At 45.0% G+C, this 19791-nt stretch carries 26 protein-coding genes; all 26 read right to left on the minus strand.

Going from position 1 to position 19791, the window contains the following annotated elements; all coding sequences use genetic code 11:
- Positions 1-3 precede the first annotated feature (3 nt).
- Positions 4-891 carry an ABC transporter permease gene (locus HP568_RS26670; protein ID WP_375154946.1) on the minus strand — a complete coding sequence of 296 codons (888 nt, stop codon included), beginning with the start codon at positions 889-891 and terminating at the stop codon, positions 4-6.
- A gap of 26 nt (positions 892-917) precedes the next feature.
- Positions 918-1856, minus strand: a complete 939-nt coding sequence (locus HP568_RS26675) for an ABC transporter permease (RefSeq protein ID WP_048035615.1) — start codon at positions 1854-1856, stop codon at positions 918-920.
- A gap of 136 nt (positions 1857-1992) precedes the next feature.
- On the minus strand, positions 1993-2334 hold the full coding sequence (locus tag HP568_RS26680; RefSeq protein ID WP_173630683.1) for a DUF3870 domain-containing protein: 342 nt from the start codon (positions 2332-2334) through the stop codon (positions 1993-1995).
- A 137-nt stretch (positions 2335-2471) separates the two neighbouring features.
- Positions 2472-3035, minus strand: a complete 564-nt coding sequence (locus HP568_RS26685) for a hypothetical protein (protein ID WP_048035614.1) — start codon at positions 3033-3035, stop codon at positions 2472-2474.
- Positions 3036-3090: 55 nt separating this feature from the next.
- On the minus strand, positions 3091-3507 hold the full coding sequence (locus HP568_RS26690; RefSeq protein ID WP_173630684.1) for a hypothetical protein: 417 nt from the start codon (positions 3505-3507) through the stop codon (positions 3091-3093).
- Positions 3507-3659, minus strand: a complete 153-nt coding sequence (locus tag HP568_RS26695) for a hypothetical protein (protein ID WP_007725191.1) — start codon at positions 3657-3659, stop codon at positions 3507-3509. Before HP568_RS26695 ends, HP568_RS26690 begins: the two co-directional genes overlap by 1 nt.
- 3 nt (positions 3660-3662) lie before the next feature.
- Positions 3663-4070 (minus strand): hypothetical protein, encoded by a 408-nt coding sequence (locus HP568_RS26700; protein WP_048035612.1) that lies wholly within the window; start codon positions 4068-4070, stop codon positions 3663-3665.
- A gap of 394 nt (positions 4071-4464) precedes the next feature.
- On the minus strand, positions 4465-4611 hold the full coding sequence (locus tag HP568_RS26705; RefSeq protein WP_007725181.1) for a hypothetical protein: 147 nt from the start codon (positions 4609-4611) through the stop codon (positions 4465-4467).
- A gap of 12 nt (positions 4612-4623) precedes the next feature.
- The gene (locus tag HP568_RS26710) at positions 4624-5463 is read right to left on the minus strand and encodes a hypothetical protein (protein WP_173630685.1); all 840 of its coding nucleotides are present in this window, start codon (positions 5461-5463) and stop codon (positions 4624-4626) included.
- The gene (locus HP568_RS26715) at positions 5463-6362 is read right to left on the minus strand and encodes a hypothetical protein (protein WP_173630686.1); all 900 of its coding nucleotides are present in this window, start codon (positions 6360-6362) and stop codon (positions 5463-5465) included. The genes HP568_RS26710 and HP568_RS26715 overlap by 1 nt, the downstream gene beginning before the upstream one ends.
- Positions 6359-7711, minus strand: coding sequence for an ATPase, T2SS/T4P/T4SS family (locus HP568_RS26720; protein WP_048035609.1), 1353 nt, complete (start codon positions 7709-7711; stop codon positions 6359-6361). The genes HP568_RS26715 and HP568_RS26720 overlap by 4 nt, the downstream gene beginning before the upstream one ends.
- Positions 7711-8829, minus strand: coding sequence for a P-loop NTPase family protein (locus HP568_RS26725; protein WP_173630687.1), 1119 nt, complete (start codon positions 8827-8829; stop codon positions 7711-7713). Before HP568_RS26725 ends, HP568_RS26720 begins: the two co-directional genes overlap by 1 nt.
- Positions 8826-9614, minus strand: coding sequence for an SAF domain-containing protein (locus HP568_RS26730; RefSeq protein WP_173630688.1), 789 nt, complete (start codon positions 9612-9614; stop codon positions 8826-8828). Before HP568_RS26730 ends, HP568_RS26725 begins: the two co-directional genes overlap by 4 nt.
- Positions 9611-10447, minus strand: a complete 837-nt coding sequence (locus tag HP568_RS26735; RefSeq protein WP_254551546.1) for a CpaE/TadZ family protein — start codon at positions 10445-10447, stop codon at positions 9611-9613. The genes HP568_RS26730 and HP568_RS26735 overlap by 4 nt, the downstream gene beginning before the upstream one ends.
- A gap of 44 nt (positions 10448-10491) precedes the next feature.
- Complete coding sequence (locus HP568_RS26740) at positions 10492-11256, minus strand: hypothetical protein (protein WP_173630690.1); 765 nt, start codon at positions 11254-11256, stop codon at positions 10492-10494.
- A 148-nt stretch (positions 11257-11404) separates the two neighbouring features.
- Entirely contained in the window at positions 11405-11683 is a 279-nt protein-coding gene (locus HP568_RS26745; protein WP_048035604.1) for a hypothetical protein, read from the minus strand.
- Positions 11684-11791: 108 nt separating this feature from the next.
- On the minus strand, positions 11792-12409 hold the full coding sequence (locus HP568_RS26750; protein WP_056493481.1) for a DUF4046 domain-containing protein: 618 nt from the start codon (positions 12407-12409) through the stop codon (positions 11792-11794).
- 97 nt (positions 12410-12506) lie between these two features.
- Positions 12507-13016 (minus strand): hypothetical protein, encoded by a 510-nt coding sequence (locus HP568_RS26755; protein ID WP_173630691.1) that lies wholly within the window; start codon positions 13014-13016, stop codon positions 12507-12509.
- Positions 13013-13444, minus strand: coding sequence for a TadE/TadG family type IV pilus assembly protein (locus HP568_RS26760; protein ID WP_056493455.1), 432 nt, complete (start codon positions 13442-13444; stop codon positions 13013-13015). Before HP568_RS26760 ends, HP568_RS26755 begins: the two co-directional genes overlap by 4 nt.
- Positions 13441-13938, minus strand: coding sequence for an A24 family peptidase (locus HP568_RS26765; protein ID WP_173630692.1), 498 nt, complete (start codon positions 13936-13938; stop codon positions 13441-13443). Before HP568_RS26765 ends, HP568_RS26760 begins: the two co-directional genes overlap by 4 nt.
- Positions 13935-14111, minus strand: coding sequence for a hypothetical protein (locus HP568_RS26770; RefSeq protein ID WP_017246982.1), 177 nt, complete (start codon positions 14109-14111; stop codon positions 13935-13937). The genes HP568_RS26765 and HP568_RS26770 overlap by 4 nt, the downstream gene beginning before the upstream one ends.
- 90 nt (positions 14112-14201) lie before the next feature.
- Entirely contained in the window at positions 14202-15116 is a 915-nt protein-coding gene (locus HP568_RS26775) for a type II secretion system F family protein (protein WP_173630693.1), read from the minus strand.
- Between the two features lie 11 nt (positions 15117-15127).
- Entirely contained in the window at positions 15128-16024 is an 897-nt protein-coding gene (locus tag HP568_RS26780) for a type II secretion system F family protein (RefSeq protein ID WP_048035599.1), read from the minus strand.
- A gap of 11 nt (positions 16025-16035) precedes the next feature.
- The gene (locus HP568_RS26785; protein ID WP_048035598.1) at positions 16036-17523 is read right to left on the minus strand and encodes a TadA family conjugal transfer-associated ATPase; all 1488 of its coding nucleotides are present in this window, start codon (positions 17521-17523) and stop codon (positions 16036-16038) included.
- 11 nt (positions 17524-17534) lie between these two features.
- On the minus strand, positions 17535-18938 hold the full coding sequence (locus HP568_RS26790; protein ID WP_048035597.1) for a CpaE/TadZ family protein: 1404 nt from the start codon (positions 18936-18938) through the stop codon (positions 17535-17537).
- Positions 18935-19663: a Flp pilus assembly protein CpaB gene (cpaB, locus tag HP568_RS26795; RefSeq protein ID WP_173630694.1), complete on the minus strand. Its 729-nt coding sequence runs from the start codon at positions 19661-19663 to the stop codon at positions 18935-18937. The genes HP568_RS26790 and cpaB overlap by 4 nt, the downstream gene beginning before the upstream one ends.
- Positions 19664-19791: the final 128 nt, after the last annotated feature.

The raw sequence follows: 19791 nt of genomic DNA on the forward strand, positions 1-19791 counted from the left end.
TGCCTACCTCCTTGACTTCGGATCGAACGCATCGCGCAAGCCATCACCAAGCACGTTGAACGCGAGCATCGTCAGCGAGATGAGGAAAGCAGGGAAAAAGAGCCGCCACCAATGACCGGACAAAATGGTAGGGAGTCCATCGTTAGCCATCACTCCCCAGCTAGCCATTGGCGCCTGAATACCGAGACCGAGGAAGCTCAGAAACGCTTCTGCAAAAATCGCAGATGGAACAGATAACGTGACATAGACAATGATGATGCCAATTGTGTTGGGCAGCAGGTGCTTGCGAATGATGTAGAAAGGCTTTGCCCCCATTGTTTTTGCAGCCAGTACGTACTCGGAGTTTTTCATTTGCAGTACCTGACCACGCACAGTCCGGGCCATCCCGATCCAACCGGTCGCACTTAACGCGATAATAATGGTTAAAAGTCCGGGCCCCATGACGACCATCAGCAAAATCACAACCAACAAATAAGGAAGACCGTACAAAATGTCGACGAAGCGCATCATGATATTATCGATTCGCCCGCCAAAATATCCAGCAATTCCTCCATACAAGACACCAATGAAAAAATCGATAAGTGCTGCCGTCAAACCGACAAACAGGGAAATGCGCGCACCATACCAAACACGCGTGAACACATCGCGGCCAAAATCATCGGTACCAAACCAGTTTACTTCCGACGGCGGCTTGTTTTTCATAATAATCGACTGTTTGGCGTATTCATGACCAGAGATCATCGGTCCAATCGTAGCCATAACCCCGAGCAAGATAATAACCACTAACCCCATCAGGGCCAGCTTGTTTCCTCGGAGGCGAAGCCAAGCTTCTTGCCAAAACGTCAGTTGAGGTCGCACAATCGCTTCCGCATTGAGGTTGTCTTTACGCATCGGGATAAATAAATCATCAGAAACGATCATCCTTCGCTCTCCTTTCGATGCAGCTTAATTCGTGGATCAATGATGCCGTACAGTACATCGACGACAAACATCAGAAAAATCAAAAGTGCGCTATAGAAAACTGTCGTTCCCATAATGACGGAATAATCACGGTTATTAATGCCAGCGACGAAATATTTCCCCATTCCAGGAATCGCAAATATTTTTTCGATTACAAAGCTTCCCGTTAAAACGTTGGCAATCAGTGCGCCTAAAAGCGTGACGACAGGCAAAATCGCATTACGCAGTGCGTGCTTCAACACAATCGTCGCCGGAGACAGCCCTTTTGCTCGAGCTGTTTCAATGTATTCCTGAGTCAACACTTCCAGCATGTTGGTACGGGTCAAACGAGCGATAATCGCAATCGGACCAAACGCCAATGCAAGCGCTGGCATAATCACATGCTGCCAAGTCCCCCATGTTGCGGTCGGCAACAGCTTCCATTCGACCGCCAAATATTTGATTAATAAGGAAGCGACAACAAAGCTGGGAACAGATATCCCGATAACGGCAATAATCATGGCAAGGTAATCAATGAGACGGTTATGTCGTAGGGCAGCGATCACACCAAGTGCGATACCGGTGACAATCGCAAAGACGACAGAAATCAGACCGAGTTGAAAAGAAACGGGGAATCCACGGGCGATCATTTTGTTGACAGTATCTGAACTGTTGGCAAGAGATGGCCCGAGGTCAAATTGCACCAGCTTTTGTAAGTACAGCCCGTATTGGACCACTAGCGGCTTATCTAGGTTGTAGTATGCATTGAGGTTAGCTTCCACCGCTGGGTCTAATGCCTTTCCTTCTCTTTCAAAAGGAGATCCTGGAACGGCATGCATCAGGAAAAAGGTGAGGGTAATGATGAGCCATAACGTCACGATCATGGAGATAAATCTGCGGAAAACAAAAGATAGCAAGGACTCTCCTCCTTTTCATCAAAAACTGACCTATCGTGATAAGCAAAAAACCCAGCAAATGCACACAACCATGGCATTTGCTGGGTTTTACTTACGTGTATGCCGTGCATACGAATAAATAAAGCAGCGGGTGTATTCATTTGGTGACTGTGGCTTTATTTCTCGTTGAAACTGCTTGTTTGTACTTCTTTTGCGCGTCCTTGAACGCTGCGATCAATGTTTTTTGAGAAGATCCAAAATACCGAAAGCGAATCTCTTCACCAATTTCCTCAGACGCCATAATCGAATGACCGATAAAGATCGACCGAGCAAAATCAGACGTCAGTTGAACTGTGGAGGAACAGGCCGCATCTACGATCTTGTTGTTGGAAGTATCGACAACCAATCCGATAAAAAAAGCACTGAACTGCTGTGTAATCGGATTGTTCGAAGAGGACTGTGCATCGCCTACGATATAAATGGTATCTTTATCAAACAAATCAATAACCCCACTTTTACTATGCTTAACGGACCGGCAAACGGGATGTTCGGAGAGCGACTTCCTCACAATCGCAAGCTGGGTAAGCACTTTCCTACATAGTACCAGAAGAATTCGCAATTTGTAAATAAGTCTGACTAATCTTTCAGTTCTTCTACAGATACGACTGGAAACGAATGTGACGGCAGCATCGGCAGAAACGGTCGCTCGTCGATGTAGGCAACTACGACATGGGATGGACCGACCATTATTTTCGGTGCGAGCTGTAGTACTTCGCCACGCTCGGTTACTACGGTAATTTGCAGCATTCCGCCTCCCGGACGAGCTGGACCTTTCGTTGCCCGCTCTGTCACGAGGGTCGTCCCATTGTACTGTAGGCGTAATTGGAGGTCATTGCGCCACGAACGGAAATCCACATAATAGCGTGAGAAAGGAATGGGATCAGTGGTCACACTATCTGCTTGAGGGACGAACAAGGCTTGCTCACGACGGTATCCTCCATTTTCGTACATTCTGTCATCAAAACGTTCAAGCGCCTCGTCTTCCAGCAGATCAATCACACCCTCTGTTTTCAATACAGGATCAACAGCAAAGGTGGCGTGATGATTAGACAACTCCAGGAGTATCTTCACTTCTGTCTTTTTCTGCATGGCGATGTCTGCATCTACAATAAACATACCTACCAGCAAAAAGAACAGCATTGTAGAAATGGATAAGATGTTTATACCCGTAACGATAGCCTCCTAACGGGAGCTTTTACAGATCGTAGTCCATGATGTTAACTGTACCTATTCTTTGGACTTGCAAGGAATCAGCCGGCATTGGAATCCATGAGGTAAAGCGAGGGTATGGGATTGCTAGCTCCACGACAAACTCATCTTCGTGGCTCCACAGGACGGGATCGAGTGAACGAGTGCGAGTGATACTGACAGACAGATCCTGCTCTGAAACAGAAAACTTTTTCTCCCTCAGCTCCCGAGCGATCAATTCCCGAACCTCTTGTTGTAAGTTGGCTTCACTCGTCCCCCCGTGGTTGCTGACGTATTTCGTAGCGGCCACGCTCACTTCCAATAATTCGTTTCTGGCCTGAACAACCGTATGTACCTGTAAAAGTCCCAATGGAACGAGTAGCATAACCATAATGTTCAGAATCACAGCGATTAATTGACCCATTAGCCTGTACCAAAACGCGTTACTTCAGCGAGCAAATCACCGAAAAACTGCGTGCATGCCGAAAGGAGATTTTGCGGACCGGTGAGAAGCAAACCTACCGTCAAAGGCAATACAATAGCCATTACAGCCAAAATGCTAATCATTTTATTCATGCACTACCACCCTGGATCAAAGTATTCGGACGGACGGCTTCCCGTAAAGGAAAAGGATGTATCCCCCTCCACAAATTTGTGCAGCCATTGGGTCACTTTTGAAGGCTGGATGGTAACCGACAAGGTAATCGCCTCCTGCCGCTCTTTGCGAGCTCGCTCGCTCTCGGTTCGAGGCCAGCTCCCAGCAAACGCATCTCCTGTCACTTCCCAACCCAATTCTTTCATTTTAAGGAGATAGTAATCTGCTAACTTAGGCTCCAAATACCCGATGTCCTGCATATCATCCAGTAAGTCAGCATAGATTCCACGGGCAATCGCCCTTTCCATTGCGTACAAGTGGTAAGCTCCCAGTGCAGAAGTAACCAATAGAAGGACCAATAGACAAATAAGAAAGACCTTTGCTTTCACCATCTTTTAGCCAACTCCTCTTTAATGGAAGATGACCGTCGCTGCTCGATATACCCTTTCTTGTTGCGTCTGTTTAAGCTGCTCCTCTGGCTGGAGATTCCAAAGCACCGCGCATAAGCTCCCTACCATAATCGAAATGATGAGAAGAACGTGGATGTGCAGCATCATTTTGACGACGTATAGGATGTCCCGTTTTGCATCCTAAAGTTTATGTTTTCATTGCGAGTATCGTAATTCAGCGATGTGATAGATTGGTTAATGCTCTCGGCAGAATCGTTTGCCGCAGGGCTTAACTCATTACCATAACTACTGACACCGATCCCTAACACCATGACACATGCTAAAAATATAAAAAACATTTTCGACATCTCGAATTTCCCCTTTTCTCATACGTGATTTAAGGTATGGCTTTGTCGATCCATCCAACTGCTCGATCTCTCAGCCCGTCTTCTCTCACAACCGATGTGTTTATTTCGGACAAGCTAGAAACTATTATTCCTAAAGAGAACACGATGCACATGATGATTGATAATAGCTTTGTCATAGTTGCTCCTCCTCAGGTCAAATATTTATCCAGAATTTCTGTAAGCAGCTTATACCAAGGAAACATGGCTACCAATAACCCCATATAAAATGCCGGGTAGACAATGACCGTGTAGCCAATCCCTAAAGACTTTATCTTTTTTCGATGACGGAACATTCTTCGGTGATCGACAGCCCACTCCATTCGTTGCATAGTTGTACTTACATGTCCCTCGCTCAGCGTCTCAATTGTACGCATACTCGATACGAGAATGATTCCGTCGTCGACACCGATTTTGCGTTTAAAGCTCTCAAGTGCCTCATTAGGGTCCCTGTTCCACTCAGATAAAGTAGGGATATACTCTTTTAGCTTTCTAGTCGGTCTTGCTGCCTTGACCATGGCATTGTAAATGGGCACCTGATTTTCTAGAAGGGTCACATAGCGATTGATAAATCTGGCGATATCTGTGCTCAGCATATCCTCCCTGTGATTTGCCCACATCTTCAAGCCCATGTACGGAAGCATGTAACTCCCTGCAGATGCCAGGCACATCGACAGAAGTGGAAATGATTCCATTCGACTTACGACGACCCACATAAGAATAAGGATGCAAACGGTACTTCCAGTCAACAATTGCAGAAACACCCACTCCGGTTTTCCCCACCCAAAAGGTCTTCCTGCTCGTGATAGTAACTGCTCCCATTTGTCGTCTTCGTCAGGCTTGAGTGCCTGCTCCCACTTTCCCCACCACACCCCGGAAACAAACAGCTTCGGCTTTTGCTTGTGAAACAAATACTTCCCGATCATAAACGTTGCACTAAAAACAAATAGAGCGCCTAATCCAAGGTAGGTATACATGATTAGCATTGGCATTAGCGATATCTCCTTCCCCAAATAAACGCCAATAGGATCGAAAAAGTCCAAACAGTCGCCGCAATCGCTAATATGGCTTGTCCATCTGGCGTGTAGAAATAGAGACGATAGGAATCTTGAAGCAACCCTTGATTGTAAGGGATCAAACAAATGCAAATCGCAATGACGATAAGCAGGCTGATCCAAATGGAGTATATTTCACTATTACGCTCATGCTTTTCATCTTGTTGTACAAACATCTCATTCGTTAACCGATTTAGAGGTGATTGAATATCTTCTGTTTCTCCTTCCAAACCACTGGAAATATACGTTGCAAAGTCAAAAGCCCACGGATGGTCCAGTCTCTGCGCAAATTGTTCTACTGCCGCAACCGAGTTTCCCCCATCCGATAGGCTATTGTTCAGCAGAAGGAGGTCAGGCAATAACTCTTTAGGGCATTCCTCTATCATTTCGCGAAAGGTAAGAATAATGTTTTTGCGACTGTTATAATAACGGGCAAACAACTCGACGAAACGACAGAATGAGCTGATTTTTTTATTCATTTGCACGGTATAGCGTGCGTATAGAATCAGTGTTGGCAGCAAGAGGAATAAGAGAAAAAGCGACAAGGATACAATCATATTTCCTAACAAAATACCCGAGATGAATCCCGCTACCCCGCCAATCATGGATAGTATTAAGTATCCTTCTGCTGTCCCCCCCACGATTTGACACCAACGCTCAAAGCGTTCATACATCATGCGCCGGGTAGAATGCCTTAAAAATTTCTCTCTCCATACCTCAACTGTACGCGGGAAGAATACGCGTGGACTTCTCCATCCCTTATACAGGTGTAAGCCGAGAAACAGAAAGCCAGAGAAGAGACATAGAAACACCGGGAAAAGAAATGTGTAAATCATAGCTGCCTACCTATATCGGTAAGACGTAGCTCTTTCAACACTTCAATGTCTGCTTTGCCGACGTAACACATGTATTCAACTAAATGTGGGCTCAGTTGATTTCCCGTCCATTCATAAGCTCCCGTCTGCATATTGCGAACTACGAGGGGAATAGATTCGACTCGGTTAAAAGATGAATTCCACTCCGTTGTATGAATGGCATCAATAAAACGGTGACCACTGTTGCGGTATGTAAGTGAATTAACAAAATTGACTGCCCTGCTAATCCGCTCCTGGGTCAGCTCGACACTCCGCCCTCCGTATTGATAAACAAGATCGGTCAAATCATGTAACGCTCTATGAGCAAATCGTTCGTGCATCGCACCGATTGTAGCGTCCGTCCCTCTAATTCCGGCATTTATAAAATGGTACGCTTCTATTGGCTCACGAATTTCTCCAATTAAAATCGTATTTGCGGTCGATCGATACATGTCTTTGAAGCAATGCCCTAATTCAATGCCGATTTCCTCCACGTTTTGGAGTTCAATCACTTCACCTGGCCAAATATCACCGAATCGCATTTCATGTTCACTTTCAAAGATCGTGATATATTCTGTCCGAGGGTCCTTCAGCTTCATCATACACATCATCAACGTTGTTTTCCCAGCAGCCATCGGTCCAATAACCAGTACATTGCTGCGTCCGTACACTTGCTGTTCCATTAGCCATTGAATTCTTTCGTCGAAAGCTGGCTGTTGTTGTGTACGGAGTTGGTCGAGCGAAAAAGTAGGCGTAGTAAATCGTCTAACCAGAATGGTCGGTACTCTGGAATAAGGGAAAGTAAACATGGTCAGTCTCGCTTTTAGTGAATGTAAGTATCCGCTCAATCTAGGTTTTTTCTCGTTAAAAGATAGACCGGCTGTATTAGTCAACTTTTGTTGGAGGGTTTCAACCTCTTTCCAGCTCGGTGTGTAAGAGAGAAATTTTTTGACCCCTTGCTCCAAGTACGCAATGTTGCGGTTTGCAGAAATTCGCACTTCCTCTACCCACGGAGACAAATGGAGGACAGCATCGAGTATGCCCCACCCGTATGTAGAAAAGGTGAGACCTTCGTAACCGTTCACATGCGGCAAAATTTGTTCGGTTACTGGTCGTTGGAGGACTTCTTCAAAATAATGCTGCAAGCGAAGAATAATATGGTTGTGACTATCACGATCTCCCTGTTCTGCCAAAGCGAGAATTCGTTGCATCTCTAGCTTCTCTTCTCGAGTTTTGCCAAAATGATTTAAATAATCTCTTGCTGCTTGTTTAATGTCCTCAATGGTTTGGATGTCCGATCTAATTGGTTGTTCTCGTTCTATCCCTCTCATCAGTAAAACACCGCACTTTTATCCATATATTGTGCCTTAGCAATCTCCTTCAAACTGCTGATGTACGATTTGGGAGGGAAAAACTCTTCTATTAATACACTGCAGCTCTGATGAGATTGATTGAGTCTACTCTCCGAAATGCGTGGTACTACACCATAAACCGAAACATCCTCCCCGATTCGAAAGGGTTGCCCAGGATCTAAATGACTGAGTAAAACCTCGCATTTCACTCCTCTTTCTCTCCATTTGTGCAACCACTCTCTGGCACTGTCGATACTAAAGGGATCAGCTCTCACGAATAAAAGATTGCGGTCAACGATATGAAGCAACCGCTGTAGAGTCTCAGACTCAGGAAAGCAGTAACCCCAATCGACGTATACATAGTCAAATTGCATGCGAAACACACGAATTAGATTGCTTAATTCTGAGCTTTTCCATTTGCTAGCAGCATGTGCGTAATACAGATTAGGTAAGTGATCGCTCTGTTTGCAGACATTGCTCCAGTTACGCTTGGCAGTTTTTTGTATATCGATAAAATCAGGACGAAATAAAGATAATTGATGTCGTTGGAGCTTGAAGAAACGCGTTAGATCCGGCTTGGCTTCATTCATATCAAGTACAACAATTCGCTTTTCAGGATGTTGCCTCGCTAGTATGACGGGATAATTAATACAAAAGGTAGTAATGCCAGAAGCTCCGTAGCTCAACAAAGCGTATACGAGCCCCTTTTCTTTTGACGACCCAATATCAGGACACTCTTGCACGAAGCCAAGAATCAGACTGATTTGATGGCGTATTTCTTCTTGTGATAAATGGGCTGATAACAGGTATACACGCTCTAGCCCGGACTCCTCCGCTACCTTCTCAATCATCTTCTCATCCCGATAGAGAGGAACAATAATTAACGGTGAGTTTGACGGGAGTTGTCCTTTCAGGGCGGGAAGCCATTCCCAAACGGGAGCGTTGAACATTTCGGAAAAGATCACGGTAGCCTCTGGCATATAAAGCTGTACAAGCCGTGAAAACTCCTCCGCCGACTCTGCTACCAGCACATCACTATACTCAGGCATATACGTCTTGGCGAGTGACTTCATCGGATAACAAACTAAAATTTTCATGATGCTTGCTCCTTTGAACCCATGATATGACCTACCTGAAGCATCCCATATGACATTGCCTCGCTTACTATCACATACTCCTCGTCTGTCAAATTAAAGCCGATAAAAGCAGGTAGTGCTGTTGGCTGGACCCGGTAGTCACGATATCGTTTTTCGCCATTCTGCAACGGCTTTTCTCGTGATCCATGAAAGATGGAATCCATCTGATCAGGCGATGGCAACAAGCTCGGCTTTAATGTATAGATCTCAATACCATTACTGTCCCTCACGCTTGCAAGCTGACTTTCAAATAGCAAATCTGCCGTATCATTGGTTTTTCGAAAATGCAGTGGTGTAGGATAGTCTTGCAGCTCCGAGAGACTCTTGTATTTGACCCAAATTTTCACATGATCGCCTTTGCGTAATTCCGTTAAAGGATGAATGGATAGTAGGGGGAACTCGTAGCGCGCCTCCCCTTTTTCCGGTAAAAGCTGCGAATCTGTCAGCTTTTCCACTAATAATTGCTCGCCTTCGTATATAGTCTGCGTGCTCCTTTTCCCCAGAACAGTATCCAAATCACGGGCTGAATCTGGAAGAATTTCATCCACTTCTTCCTGTACAAGTATCACATCATCTTGTGTAATCGGCTCGAAGGCTGATATTTCTTTTCCTGTAGCAACCTTTACAACTGGGGCAAACAGCTTTTCCGCAGCCATCGCGTCAATATATTGAGTCGCTGCATAAAAGGACGACCCTGCTAACAGAAATGAGATTAAACAAATGACAAGTAATGTTTGCTTCTTCATAACATCCTTCCTTTATAAGCATGAATCAATGACTGGAACTCAATCTCTTCCTCCGGAAAAAGCTCCAATAGTAGATTGGCTTTGGCGCTTGCCAATGCTGTTTTCTCTCCATCCATCAATGGAATCATGTCAGTTACCCGTGTAGCTCCAGGCTGCTGATCCCATAGGGAGAGCGTTCCTTCTACTTTTTTCATGATGCTTGTCCGAGACAATTGGCTATTCCACTTGTTTGCTATCATTTTTATTTTCCTTCTTTCTGTCTTCCACCAAGCAGGGGCTGGACCTACTAGGAACAAACGGGTAAGTCTTGCCAAATCGGCATCAAATACTACCCATATTTCGTCGGCATGCTCAAAAATTTGTTTGGAGTGGATATCATTCCAGTAGGAAGAAACATCAATGACAACAATGGGACTATCCTTACAAATCCGTAGTAACCAGTTGGCTATATCTGTTTGAGAAGATTCGTGCTGAAATTGTGCTGGGGATTCTATCTGGATGCGTAGATGGTTATTCTGCATGAGGAGCGATGGTGTAAGCGAATCTCTTACTTGTTGTCGAACTCTACGTTCAAAATCAAGTGCAAAATAATAATAGGAAGTCACTTTTGGTAACTCGCAAAGGGTGACGGGAATGCCTTTTCCTGACCATGCATACGCTAGGTTACTTGCAAGAAAACTAGCTCCAGCCTGTTCGTACAAACTCATAACAGCAATACATTTACGTTGATACGACTCCTGTTGCTCAACTATTGGTGACGAAGCAAGCTTTTCTTTAAGCACTCTCCATTGTCGCTCTTCTTCAATAGACTGTGAAAACTCCCGCTGCTCCAAATCACGGAACCTGGAGACAAAGCGGCTCATTTGGCAAAACATGATTATCCCACCTGGGAATCATTTGATTTATTTTTACTGGCAATGTATTTCTCGAATTTCTCAACCATCTCTCGAACAGTGAGGGACTTGCGATGATAATAGTATATTTTGCGCAGTCGCTCCCGTTCCTGAGCTGTCATTTCTGGTCTCACTTTCATGGCTAGCTCGATTAACAGAGCGAGCTCGACGTTGTTAGGTCTTCCTCTTCTCGGTGGATTGGCAAATAGCTCCTGTTGCTTTTTATTAAATGCGTTTGGGTACTCTACCAGCCACATGTCTACCAACATTTCGATATCTTCATGTGTACGTACTCCGAGCTTCATCAAATATTTAAAATATGTGGGGATGGGACGCTCACGTATCTGCCCATTTTGCCAACGGGCAAGGAATCCATTTGGCATAGTTAGGAGCTTGGTTACGTCTCGGATGAGTGCTATCCGATTTGGAGATTGGTATTGAACGACTGCTTCCTTTACTAGCGTAAACAAAATGTCATGATAATTGACGCCTTTATTCCCACTTCCATACTCTGTGATGTACCATTCCTCAACTGCTCGATCAAAATCTCTCCGGCAATTTGATAACTGAAGCTGATTCAGATGCTCATAAAACTCTTCCAGATCATACTGAACCATAAACTCTTCCTGGTAATCTCCAAAAACAAAAGCAATAAAGGATTCCTTAAACTCTTCCAATGACAACAATGTCAGCTTGTTTGTCTCCTCATAGCAGCGGTTGACTAATTCGATTGCACTCTTTGCCAACACGTAAAAATACCCCCATTTTTCTTTTTATAGAGCGATAGATATACTCCAAGAGCATTCTCGACTCATCGAATCCTATTTAGCCTGATAAACCAGGCATTTCGCTTTATTGGTCGCCTCACACGCACCCGTGCAAGGCGATTAAGAGAACCTACTGCGTTACAAAGTAAAGTTCTTCTCCGGTCGCGAAAAGAAGAGCGATCCTTCCCCCGCGCTCCATGACGGTTGGAGCATTCTCCATTACAATCAGTCCGTCATTGAGTACTACTCTGTCTCCAAATCGATGTACGGATTCGATCTGGAACGCTCCCTGCGGAACTCTTTCCACTGAAAGATACCTGCCGGGTTTGTGCTTCTGGTAGCGTACTTTTCGCCCTAGAAGCTGCTCCACGGATGCAGAGCATTTCTGGTGAGCCTCTACTGTTGCCATACGCAACGCCTCCTTCTCTCACCTGTAGAGTACGGCCGTTTCATCTGCTTATAAGCCTATGAAACTATCTCTACCGTAAAAAAAGACAGCAGGGTTGTGCAAATATTTTTATAACTCTTCCCAATAAGAGGGATCACTAAGTTCGGGATACATTTCAGTGACCATATCAAATGGTGAAAAGTAGAGTGTATCGACTAGAATCTTGAGTTTATATGTTTTCAGGAGCGTATACGCTCTCTCTGTTTTGCTGAAGATACTTGGCAGTTGACGCAAATCTGCCAGCTTTAGTAGATGCTCGCACATATAATCGACGCATATTTTTGCCCGTTCCTCACCCTTTATGCTCTGAAAATAACCGGGGGGAAAATGGCGTCTTATGCCTGAAAGCACTTCCTGGTAAACCCATAGCACTCGTTGCTCTTCTGAAAGCCGAGGTAAATACGGATAAGCAAATTCGACGAAGTAATACACATCCTCAGCCTTTGCCTCAATAGGCGGCTCAATAAATTCTCTCACTAAATGCAGCTTCAGTTCTTTGACATCTTGCAAGCTCAATTCGCGTCGCGCTTGCTCTGGCGTCCATCTTTTTACATTTTCAATCGCATATCTGACAACTAATTGGACTTTTTGCTTACGGTACTGCACATCTTCGAACTCATACGGGGAAAAACGCTTTTGCTCTCCGTTAAGAATTCGTTTGTACCTATCGACTATTTTTGAGGGCACTGTTATCTCACTCCTATCCCCATTTTTGGAATATGCTACTAAATTACCATGCGAGAATAGGACAAAAATAACAGTAACTTCGTTCGCAATTGTGACTTTATTCATATACCCCAGACTGGGAGACTCTGTTCATTTTTACAAAAAGCTCATCCCAAAATACAGGTATATTCTTTTCAACCTTTACTTCTAGATGATAGATTCCTTGCAAGTACAGATAAGGCCGTTCACCTTTTTGGTGAGTGACAGAGACTTCATCACTTGTCCCCTCTAGATTCGCCCTATTTAATCTCCAAAGAATCTCCGCTTCTTCACGTGCCCCGCGAATGATATCCGCATCACGCCGATCAGCTTCTTCTGTTGTCGCAAACAATCTGATTTGCTTATCACCGTTTGAATCTACGTACTCCCATTTTCCAGCCGCACGCGATCCTTTGGTAATCAGATCTGCTGTATGTTGCATCTTCATTTTTAGATAATCTGTCTGCTCCAAAAATAACAGGATAGAGAGCAGACTGCCCAAGCAGAAGAGAAAGAAGAGCACAGTAATCATTGTTGCCCCGCGCTCTTCCTTCACTCGAATCAAAAAATGATGCAACAGATCATTCATTGCTTCTCCTCCGCATTTTCAACCATCATGTGATAACTTTCGGTTATCTCGTATAATTCCCCCGTAGCGAGAAGCCGAAATGAAACTGTTGCTTCAGCTTTTACATGACTGCCTTTTCTCCAGCCGTTCCCATCAAGCTCCAACTGCACATCTTTATGAAGGACTCCGATACCTTGTGCTAATTCCGATGTGCCTCGCTCTTTCGCATGGAATTTGGCCAAACCGAAATTGGGCTGCACTGCAGCAATTCTTCCTGCCTCATACGCAGCTGCCAATGCCTTTTGCTTGTTGTACATCATGCTGAATTGGTCAAAGGAGAATACGATCAAGATCCAAACTAAAGGAAACACCAAAATAAACTCAATCATTTGGCTGCCTCGCTCATCTTTCGCCCTCGCACGTATCACTCGTCCCATTCGTGTGATCATCCGCTTGCTCCGATGACATTTCGTACGGATTGGAACACAAAAGCACCCAGCAAATATACCGCGTAGGGGAATGAAAAGGCTGTTTTTCCCCTACCTGGAAGCCATACTTGTCGATGAGCCGACCATCCGGCTGCTATGATTTGAAGATTGTTGCGTAAACGAGCCCAATTTTGCGGATAGAACACCATAACAATCAGGCACAAAACGATGGAATGCAAAAACAAAGAGTACACCACACTCCAGCTCGTCCAAGCACCAACAGCCATCAGCAGCTTTTGATCCCCCATCCCCATCCCTTTTAAGAATACGGGACCAACTGTCAACAAAAAGGCTCCTGCCACACCTAACAATGCTCCAGCTAATAATTCACCTTCCCACTGATACCATAAGCCGACAGCAATCGCTGGAAAAACAAGAGTATTCGGTATTTTTCTTTGTCTCCAATCCATCCATGCTGCCGCTCCTAACACGCCAAGCAAGACTACGTTTGTCATTTGCTTATCTTTTCTTGCAGTTCCTTCAGCTTCTCGTCTTCGGCAGTGCCTAGTTGTGTCAGTGTCGGAATAAGCACAATCAAGATGACGGCAATGATAATGACCATTTCCACGATCGTAACACCGTCCTCCTCGTACCAAAAACGCTTCACGTAATCTGCGATGGCTCCCATTCCATTCACTCCTCATTGAGATTTTGGTTCTATTTTCACTCTGCCAAAAGACAGTGCCTCTCGCAAAAATATTTACACGGACTTATTTTTCTACAAGCTTTCTCCGATACCGATGAATGCAGGGCCCATCACCAAGAACAATAGCGGTAGACCCATTAACAAAATGACAAAAGGCAATAACCTGATATTTAACCGATTCATATGGGTAGCAGCCTCGTCTTCTTGTTGTCTCACTTGCTCCTCTACTTGAACAGACAACATTTGTGATATGCTAACCCCTTTTTTCATCGCTTCGTTCATCTCCAACGCAATGGTAGTCAACGAATCAACCTCCCACCGAAATGCCAGCTCTTCAAGCGCCTTTCTCCAGTTCCCATGCCTTTTTTCTCCCATTTCTAGGCTCGCGAGCTCTCTGCCCAGTCTTGCATCAAAACGTCTCGCTGTCTGCTTAACAGCCTGCTGCAATGGCATGCCTGCTTCCACAAGTGATTGCACAATGCTGAAAAAGATAGGGACCTGCTCACGAATTTCAGCTTTTGCCCGCTTGTCCACCCAATCTAGCAACATATTGGGTAGCAAGTACAAAAATAAGCTAAACGTTAAGGGAAGCCCAGTCACCATACCGATTTGCTCACCGTTAACCATGGTCATTGCCAATGAAGCTAAAGAAGAAGCAATGAAACACATACTGATGAGCCGGAACAAGACAATCTCTGTCAGGCTTATATCAATCTCCAGACGCGCCAATGTTTCCTCTATTTTTTTCTTATCGACACCCGTCCATTTGTAGAAATACTGTAGCAGTACCTGGTTTTTCTCCAAGCCTCGAATCAGTGTCCACCTTTTTCGTCCTTTTTGAAACGCTTGCTCAAGCTTTGCCTGTTGCTCAACATCAATCCTGCCCAAAAGTGTGGAGGAGAATGGTTCTCCCTTACTCACACAAGACGGCAAGCCGTACAGAAATATAGCAACACTCACCATGATACTTATAACGAGAACGAACATTGCACCCTCTCCTATGCTCCCCTGCTTATGCTTTTATGCGCAACATAACGAATTGCTTCTCCCCCAATCAAAATAGAAGCCAAGCTACCCAAAATAAGCAACCGTCCCCCCATTGTGGCCGTTAGTGGGTCGAAATGATTGGGATTATTCACATACAACGCAATGACAAAAACAAACGGCATGACACTTAGTAAATTTACTTGTGCAACGATCTGAGCCATAGCTGCTTTTTGTCTACGGAGTGACTGTCTGCGCCGCAATATCGAAGAAGCAGCCAAATCGAGCGTTTTGGCCATATCTCCACCCATCTCACGTTGAATGTGAACAATGGTCGCTAAATATTTGACATCTGCTGATCCTGTACGTTCAAAGAATCGATTCATTACGTGCTCCAACGGGACTTGTGCCCGCAATAGCTCTACAATGCGCTTGTACTCCTCTAATACAATTTCTGATAAAAATGGACTAGCCGCTACCTGTTCAAACGCATGTAAATACGATGGAGAGGTACGTAAAGAACTGGCCATGAGACGAATCGCTTTTACATTGCCTGCTTCGAAATCGTCCTTTCGACGAGCCCCCCATACACTCACCAACCGTTCGGTAAACATAATCCCTGCCAGCAAAGCAGGCAATGCCATCCACCAAGACTGCAAGATCTGACTACTCACACCAAAGGACGCGATCCCCAATAAAAAAGAGAGGGTGACATACTGGTTTACCCCCCACCCTGAGCGCGATTTCGCCAACCTCTCCTCAAACTGCTTCCAAATCGTTTTTCTGTCCTGTTGCAGCACTTCTACGATTTCGTGCTTCCCCGTCGGTTCCCGCATGTAAAATTTGTTGGGCATGATCAATAACAGGATGGCCATTCCCATCCCTATCGCAACAGGTAAGCTAATATCCATGCCTTCTCCTCCTATAGCGGTATTGGTGTGGTGAAAAAGACTTGCTCAATCTCCTCTCGCGACAGCCCTTTTTCTAGCCATCGCTTAATCAATCGCTCTGGGCGATAGCCTGTCCATTTAAAGTGACCCTTTACTCTCCCATTCTCCACCCCAGTTGCTTCGTACACGTAAATATCTTGCAAATACACCCGATCAGGGAGAACCTGTTTAATGTTGCAAGCCCGTTTTATCCATTCTTCATGCGATTGACCCGTCCCCACTACCTCCGTTATTGCAACCACCTTGCGACTGCCATCTTCTTCAAAACGTTTTACTTGAACAATCAGATCTAGTGCTGAACCGATCATTAAATTGCGCTCCTCAGCACTATACCCTTCATCTGCTTTTCCAAATAAAATGGGCAATGTTGAATCGACCAAAGCTCGCGGTGAGTTTGCATGCGCTGTGCTCCAGCTACCAGGGTGATCTGTATTCATCGCCCAAAGCATATCTACGATTTCACCACCACGTGTCTCACCGACCATAATGACATCCGGCCTTTTTCTTAAGGACAAACGAACACAATCCTTGATCGAAAACCCACCCTTGCCCTCATAATTCGCAGGTTTCGCTAAAAATCTGCGCACAAAAGGATGCTGAAGCTTCATCTCCAAAACGTCCTCGATCGTAATAATACTTAAATGATCAGGGACATATTGGGAGATAAGGTTGAGCATGTGTGTCTTGCCTGAGCCTGTTCCTCCACTGACAATGCCAGATGCACGAGATAAACGGACGGCTCTGTTTAAAAAGAGAAGCATCGGCTCGCAAATGGAACCATACCGCAAGTAGTCGAACTCGCTGAGTAACTCACGGTGTTTTCTGATCGTGAGCATATGACCATCGGGAGAAATAGAGCGATGTGTAGCAGCAACCCGGGAACCGTCTGGAAGCTGTGTATGTAGCTCTGCTTTTGTTTCATTAAACTCACGCCCCATTGTCGCTGCAATTTGTTCCAATAAGCGCAGCAGCTCCTCCTCATCGCGAAAAACAGCAATGTCCGGCGATTCAAGGCGACCAGTACTTTTTCTTTCAATGACGAGATAGTTATAGCGGTGAAAAAGAATCTCCGTGATGTCGTTATCCTCTAATAAAGCGTCTAATGGCCCCCAACCGGTCAAAGAATGCAGTAATCGTTTTACTTCTGCTTCTCTTTGTACGGAAGTCAGGGTGGTTTGCGACTCCAACAGCATTCGAATATCTGCTGTTAGCTCATCTAAAAAGAGTGGGGACTGCTTTTCTTCCCATAATCGTTTTCCGTATTTCTCGACAATCTGGGTGCGTATCGATGTTTCTCTATCTGTCCCGACCCATTTTTCATTCGTCCGCTCGTGATCGGGGGCTTGCATTTTTTCGTGAAGCGTCGAAGGAACTCCCGCCATTCCCCTGCCGGTTGATCGTAATTCTTGGGCAGGTCGGACTTGATTAGAGATGCCTAGTAAGTGTTTTTTATCGAACATGACACCCTCCCTTATCCCCATAACCACTTGAAGAGAGATGTTTTCTCTTTTTGTTTCTCTTTTCCAGCAGCCTTCATTTGCTCCCCATCTACAGGGAACAGTGCTTTTCCTAATGTTTCAATAGCTTCCTTGGCCGGAATTCTCCCTGTCTGGAGCATGACTGGCGTTCCGGTGTTAATCGATTTTTTTACTTCCACATCGTCAGGTATTGAGAAGATTTTTTTGCTAGGGTGAAGTTGGAAATAGGCACGAATTTCATCCAAGGTAAACATTTCTTTCCGCTGCAAACGATTCATACAAATTTGAATGCGTTCTTCAGGGTACTCTGCTTCTCTCAACAGTTTCAGCAATCGTTGAATATTTTCAATGGAATCTACCACCGGATTTCCCACCATCACGACATGTTCTGCAAAAAACAGCGCTTGAATCGTTGCATCTGTTGTATCAGGAGCCGTATCGATTAGGATGACGTCGTAGTTGCTTTGTTTTAACGTTTCGAGAATCAGATATAAATGATAGTCACGGATTTCAAAGCTTTGCCGAATATCACGGGGGGAAGTAAGTACATGCAATCCCGTATCAGGATGAGCAACCACATATTTCTCGATTTGTTGTGGAGATAACGGCAAGGCTTGTGCGTATTCCTGCCATTCCTCACTGCTAATGGAATACGGCTCTTTTCCTTGACTCTGAATAAGGGCATGCAACTGAGCATCAAGATCCTTTACCCACGTAAAAAGATTAGGGGTACGAGGGAGATTCAAGGTAGTCGCAAATGTTCCGAGATCAAGATTGAAGTCAACAGCGATTACCCGCAATGGGAGACCTTCGTTTTTTTGCATGGAAAAGAAAATTGCTAACTCTCGAGAAATAAATGTTTTTCCTACGCCACCCTTTGGACCGTAAACAGTAATAAGCTGTTTGGGACGAGCCATTTCAGGAACTTGACTTTCTGTGATCGGCTCGGGGAATGACGGCGGTTGGCTCGGATAGCTCTTGGTTTGTTCCTGGATGATATACTGCTGTTGTTGTGGCGCAGCTTCTGCTACCATGCCTGGAGGTTGTATCATCATGGCTAACGCTTCAATTTGCCCTGATTCAATGGGCTTGGCAATAACCCATAAGCCTAAGTTCCGGAAAAAGGGCTCCCACATCAGTTCATTGCTTGAGCAAGCAGCAATAAATGAAAGATGAGGAAAGGCTAGCCGAAACTGCTGACACAACACCCCTCTTTCCGTTCCCTTAATACCACCCAGCAACACAAAATGAGGTTGGTTTGCCTGTAGTTTTGCCCATGCCTCTTCCACTCCGAATGCTTCCCCGCACACTTCTATCCATCTGCTGTTTATAAGTTGAGCCGTTAACAAGCGAACTGAATCTCGATCATCATCTACTATGAGCAAACGCCTTTTCACTCGTGCTCCTCCTTTTGAATTCCCCAGCGTGTTTTCGTCTTCATTAACTCTGCAGCGAATTTTGCGTCCCCTATTCCCGGATTTCCCCCATCCTTCACTGCCGCCAAGCCCAATCTGATTTTTCCATAATGAAGTGCGTGTGTTAGTAGAACAGCCTCATCACGTGTCAGGGAGAGAGTAACAGCTACCAAATTGGGATGATCACCTTCCATTTCACGTTGAATGCCAATGATCGGCATGTTTTGCAATAGGAGTCCAGAATGTGCTCCTGTCTCATCTTCAAAGGAAGCATAGACGTGTACCCTTTCTCCGCTTGATACATGCGGTGAAACTCCTGCTACATTGTCTACGGGAATGCTCATACCTGTCATTTTTCCTGATATCTCTCCGCTGCCTTGCGCTTTGCTTTTTTGCTCCAAATCACTTTGCAATAACGGTCGTCCTCCCTTTACTTGACGCGTGAGTGCTAAACCGACAAGACTCTGTCCTTCTTCCCATGGAATCAAGCCTGGAATTGGGGCAATGGGTTGTTGAAAGATCCCTCCCAGTCTCAGTGTCAATGGTTCCATATCCCTCGCCTCAAGTAATTGGCCACTTTCTTTTTCCACTGTTGATCGCAATTGTATATAGGTCACTTGTTGCGGCTTCAAAATGATGTAAGTCGCTACACCTATACATGTAGCGAAAAGCAATATAGCCAATAGTCGTAGCGGATGTATAGACATTCTCCCCCTCCTCTCCATTTTTTCTAGCGTAGGGGAGAATAGAGGGACAAAAAAAGAAAACAAAAAAACCGTGCATTCGTTCTGCACGGTTACACCTATTACACAAAAAAAGCTGCATTCTCCATTAC

The organism is Brevibacillus sp. MS2.2, assembly GCF_013284345.1.
Lineage (GTDB): Bacteria > Bacillota > Bacilli > Brevibacillales > Brevibacillaceae > Brevibacillus > Brevibacillus brevis_C.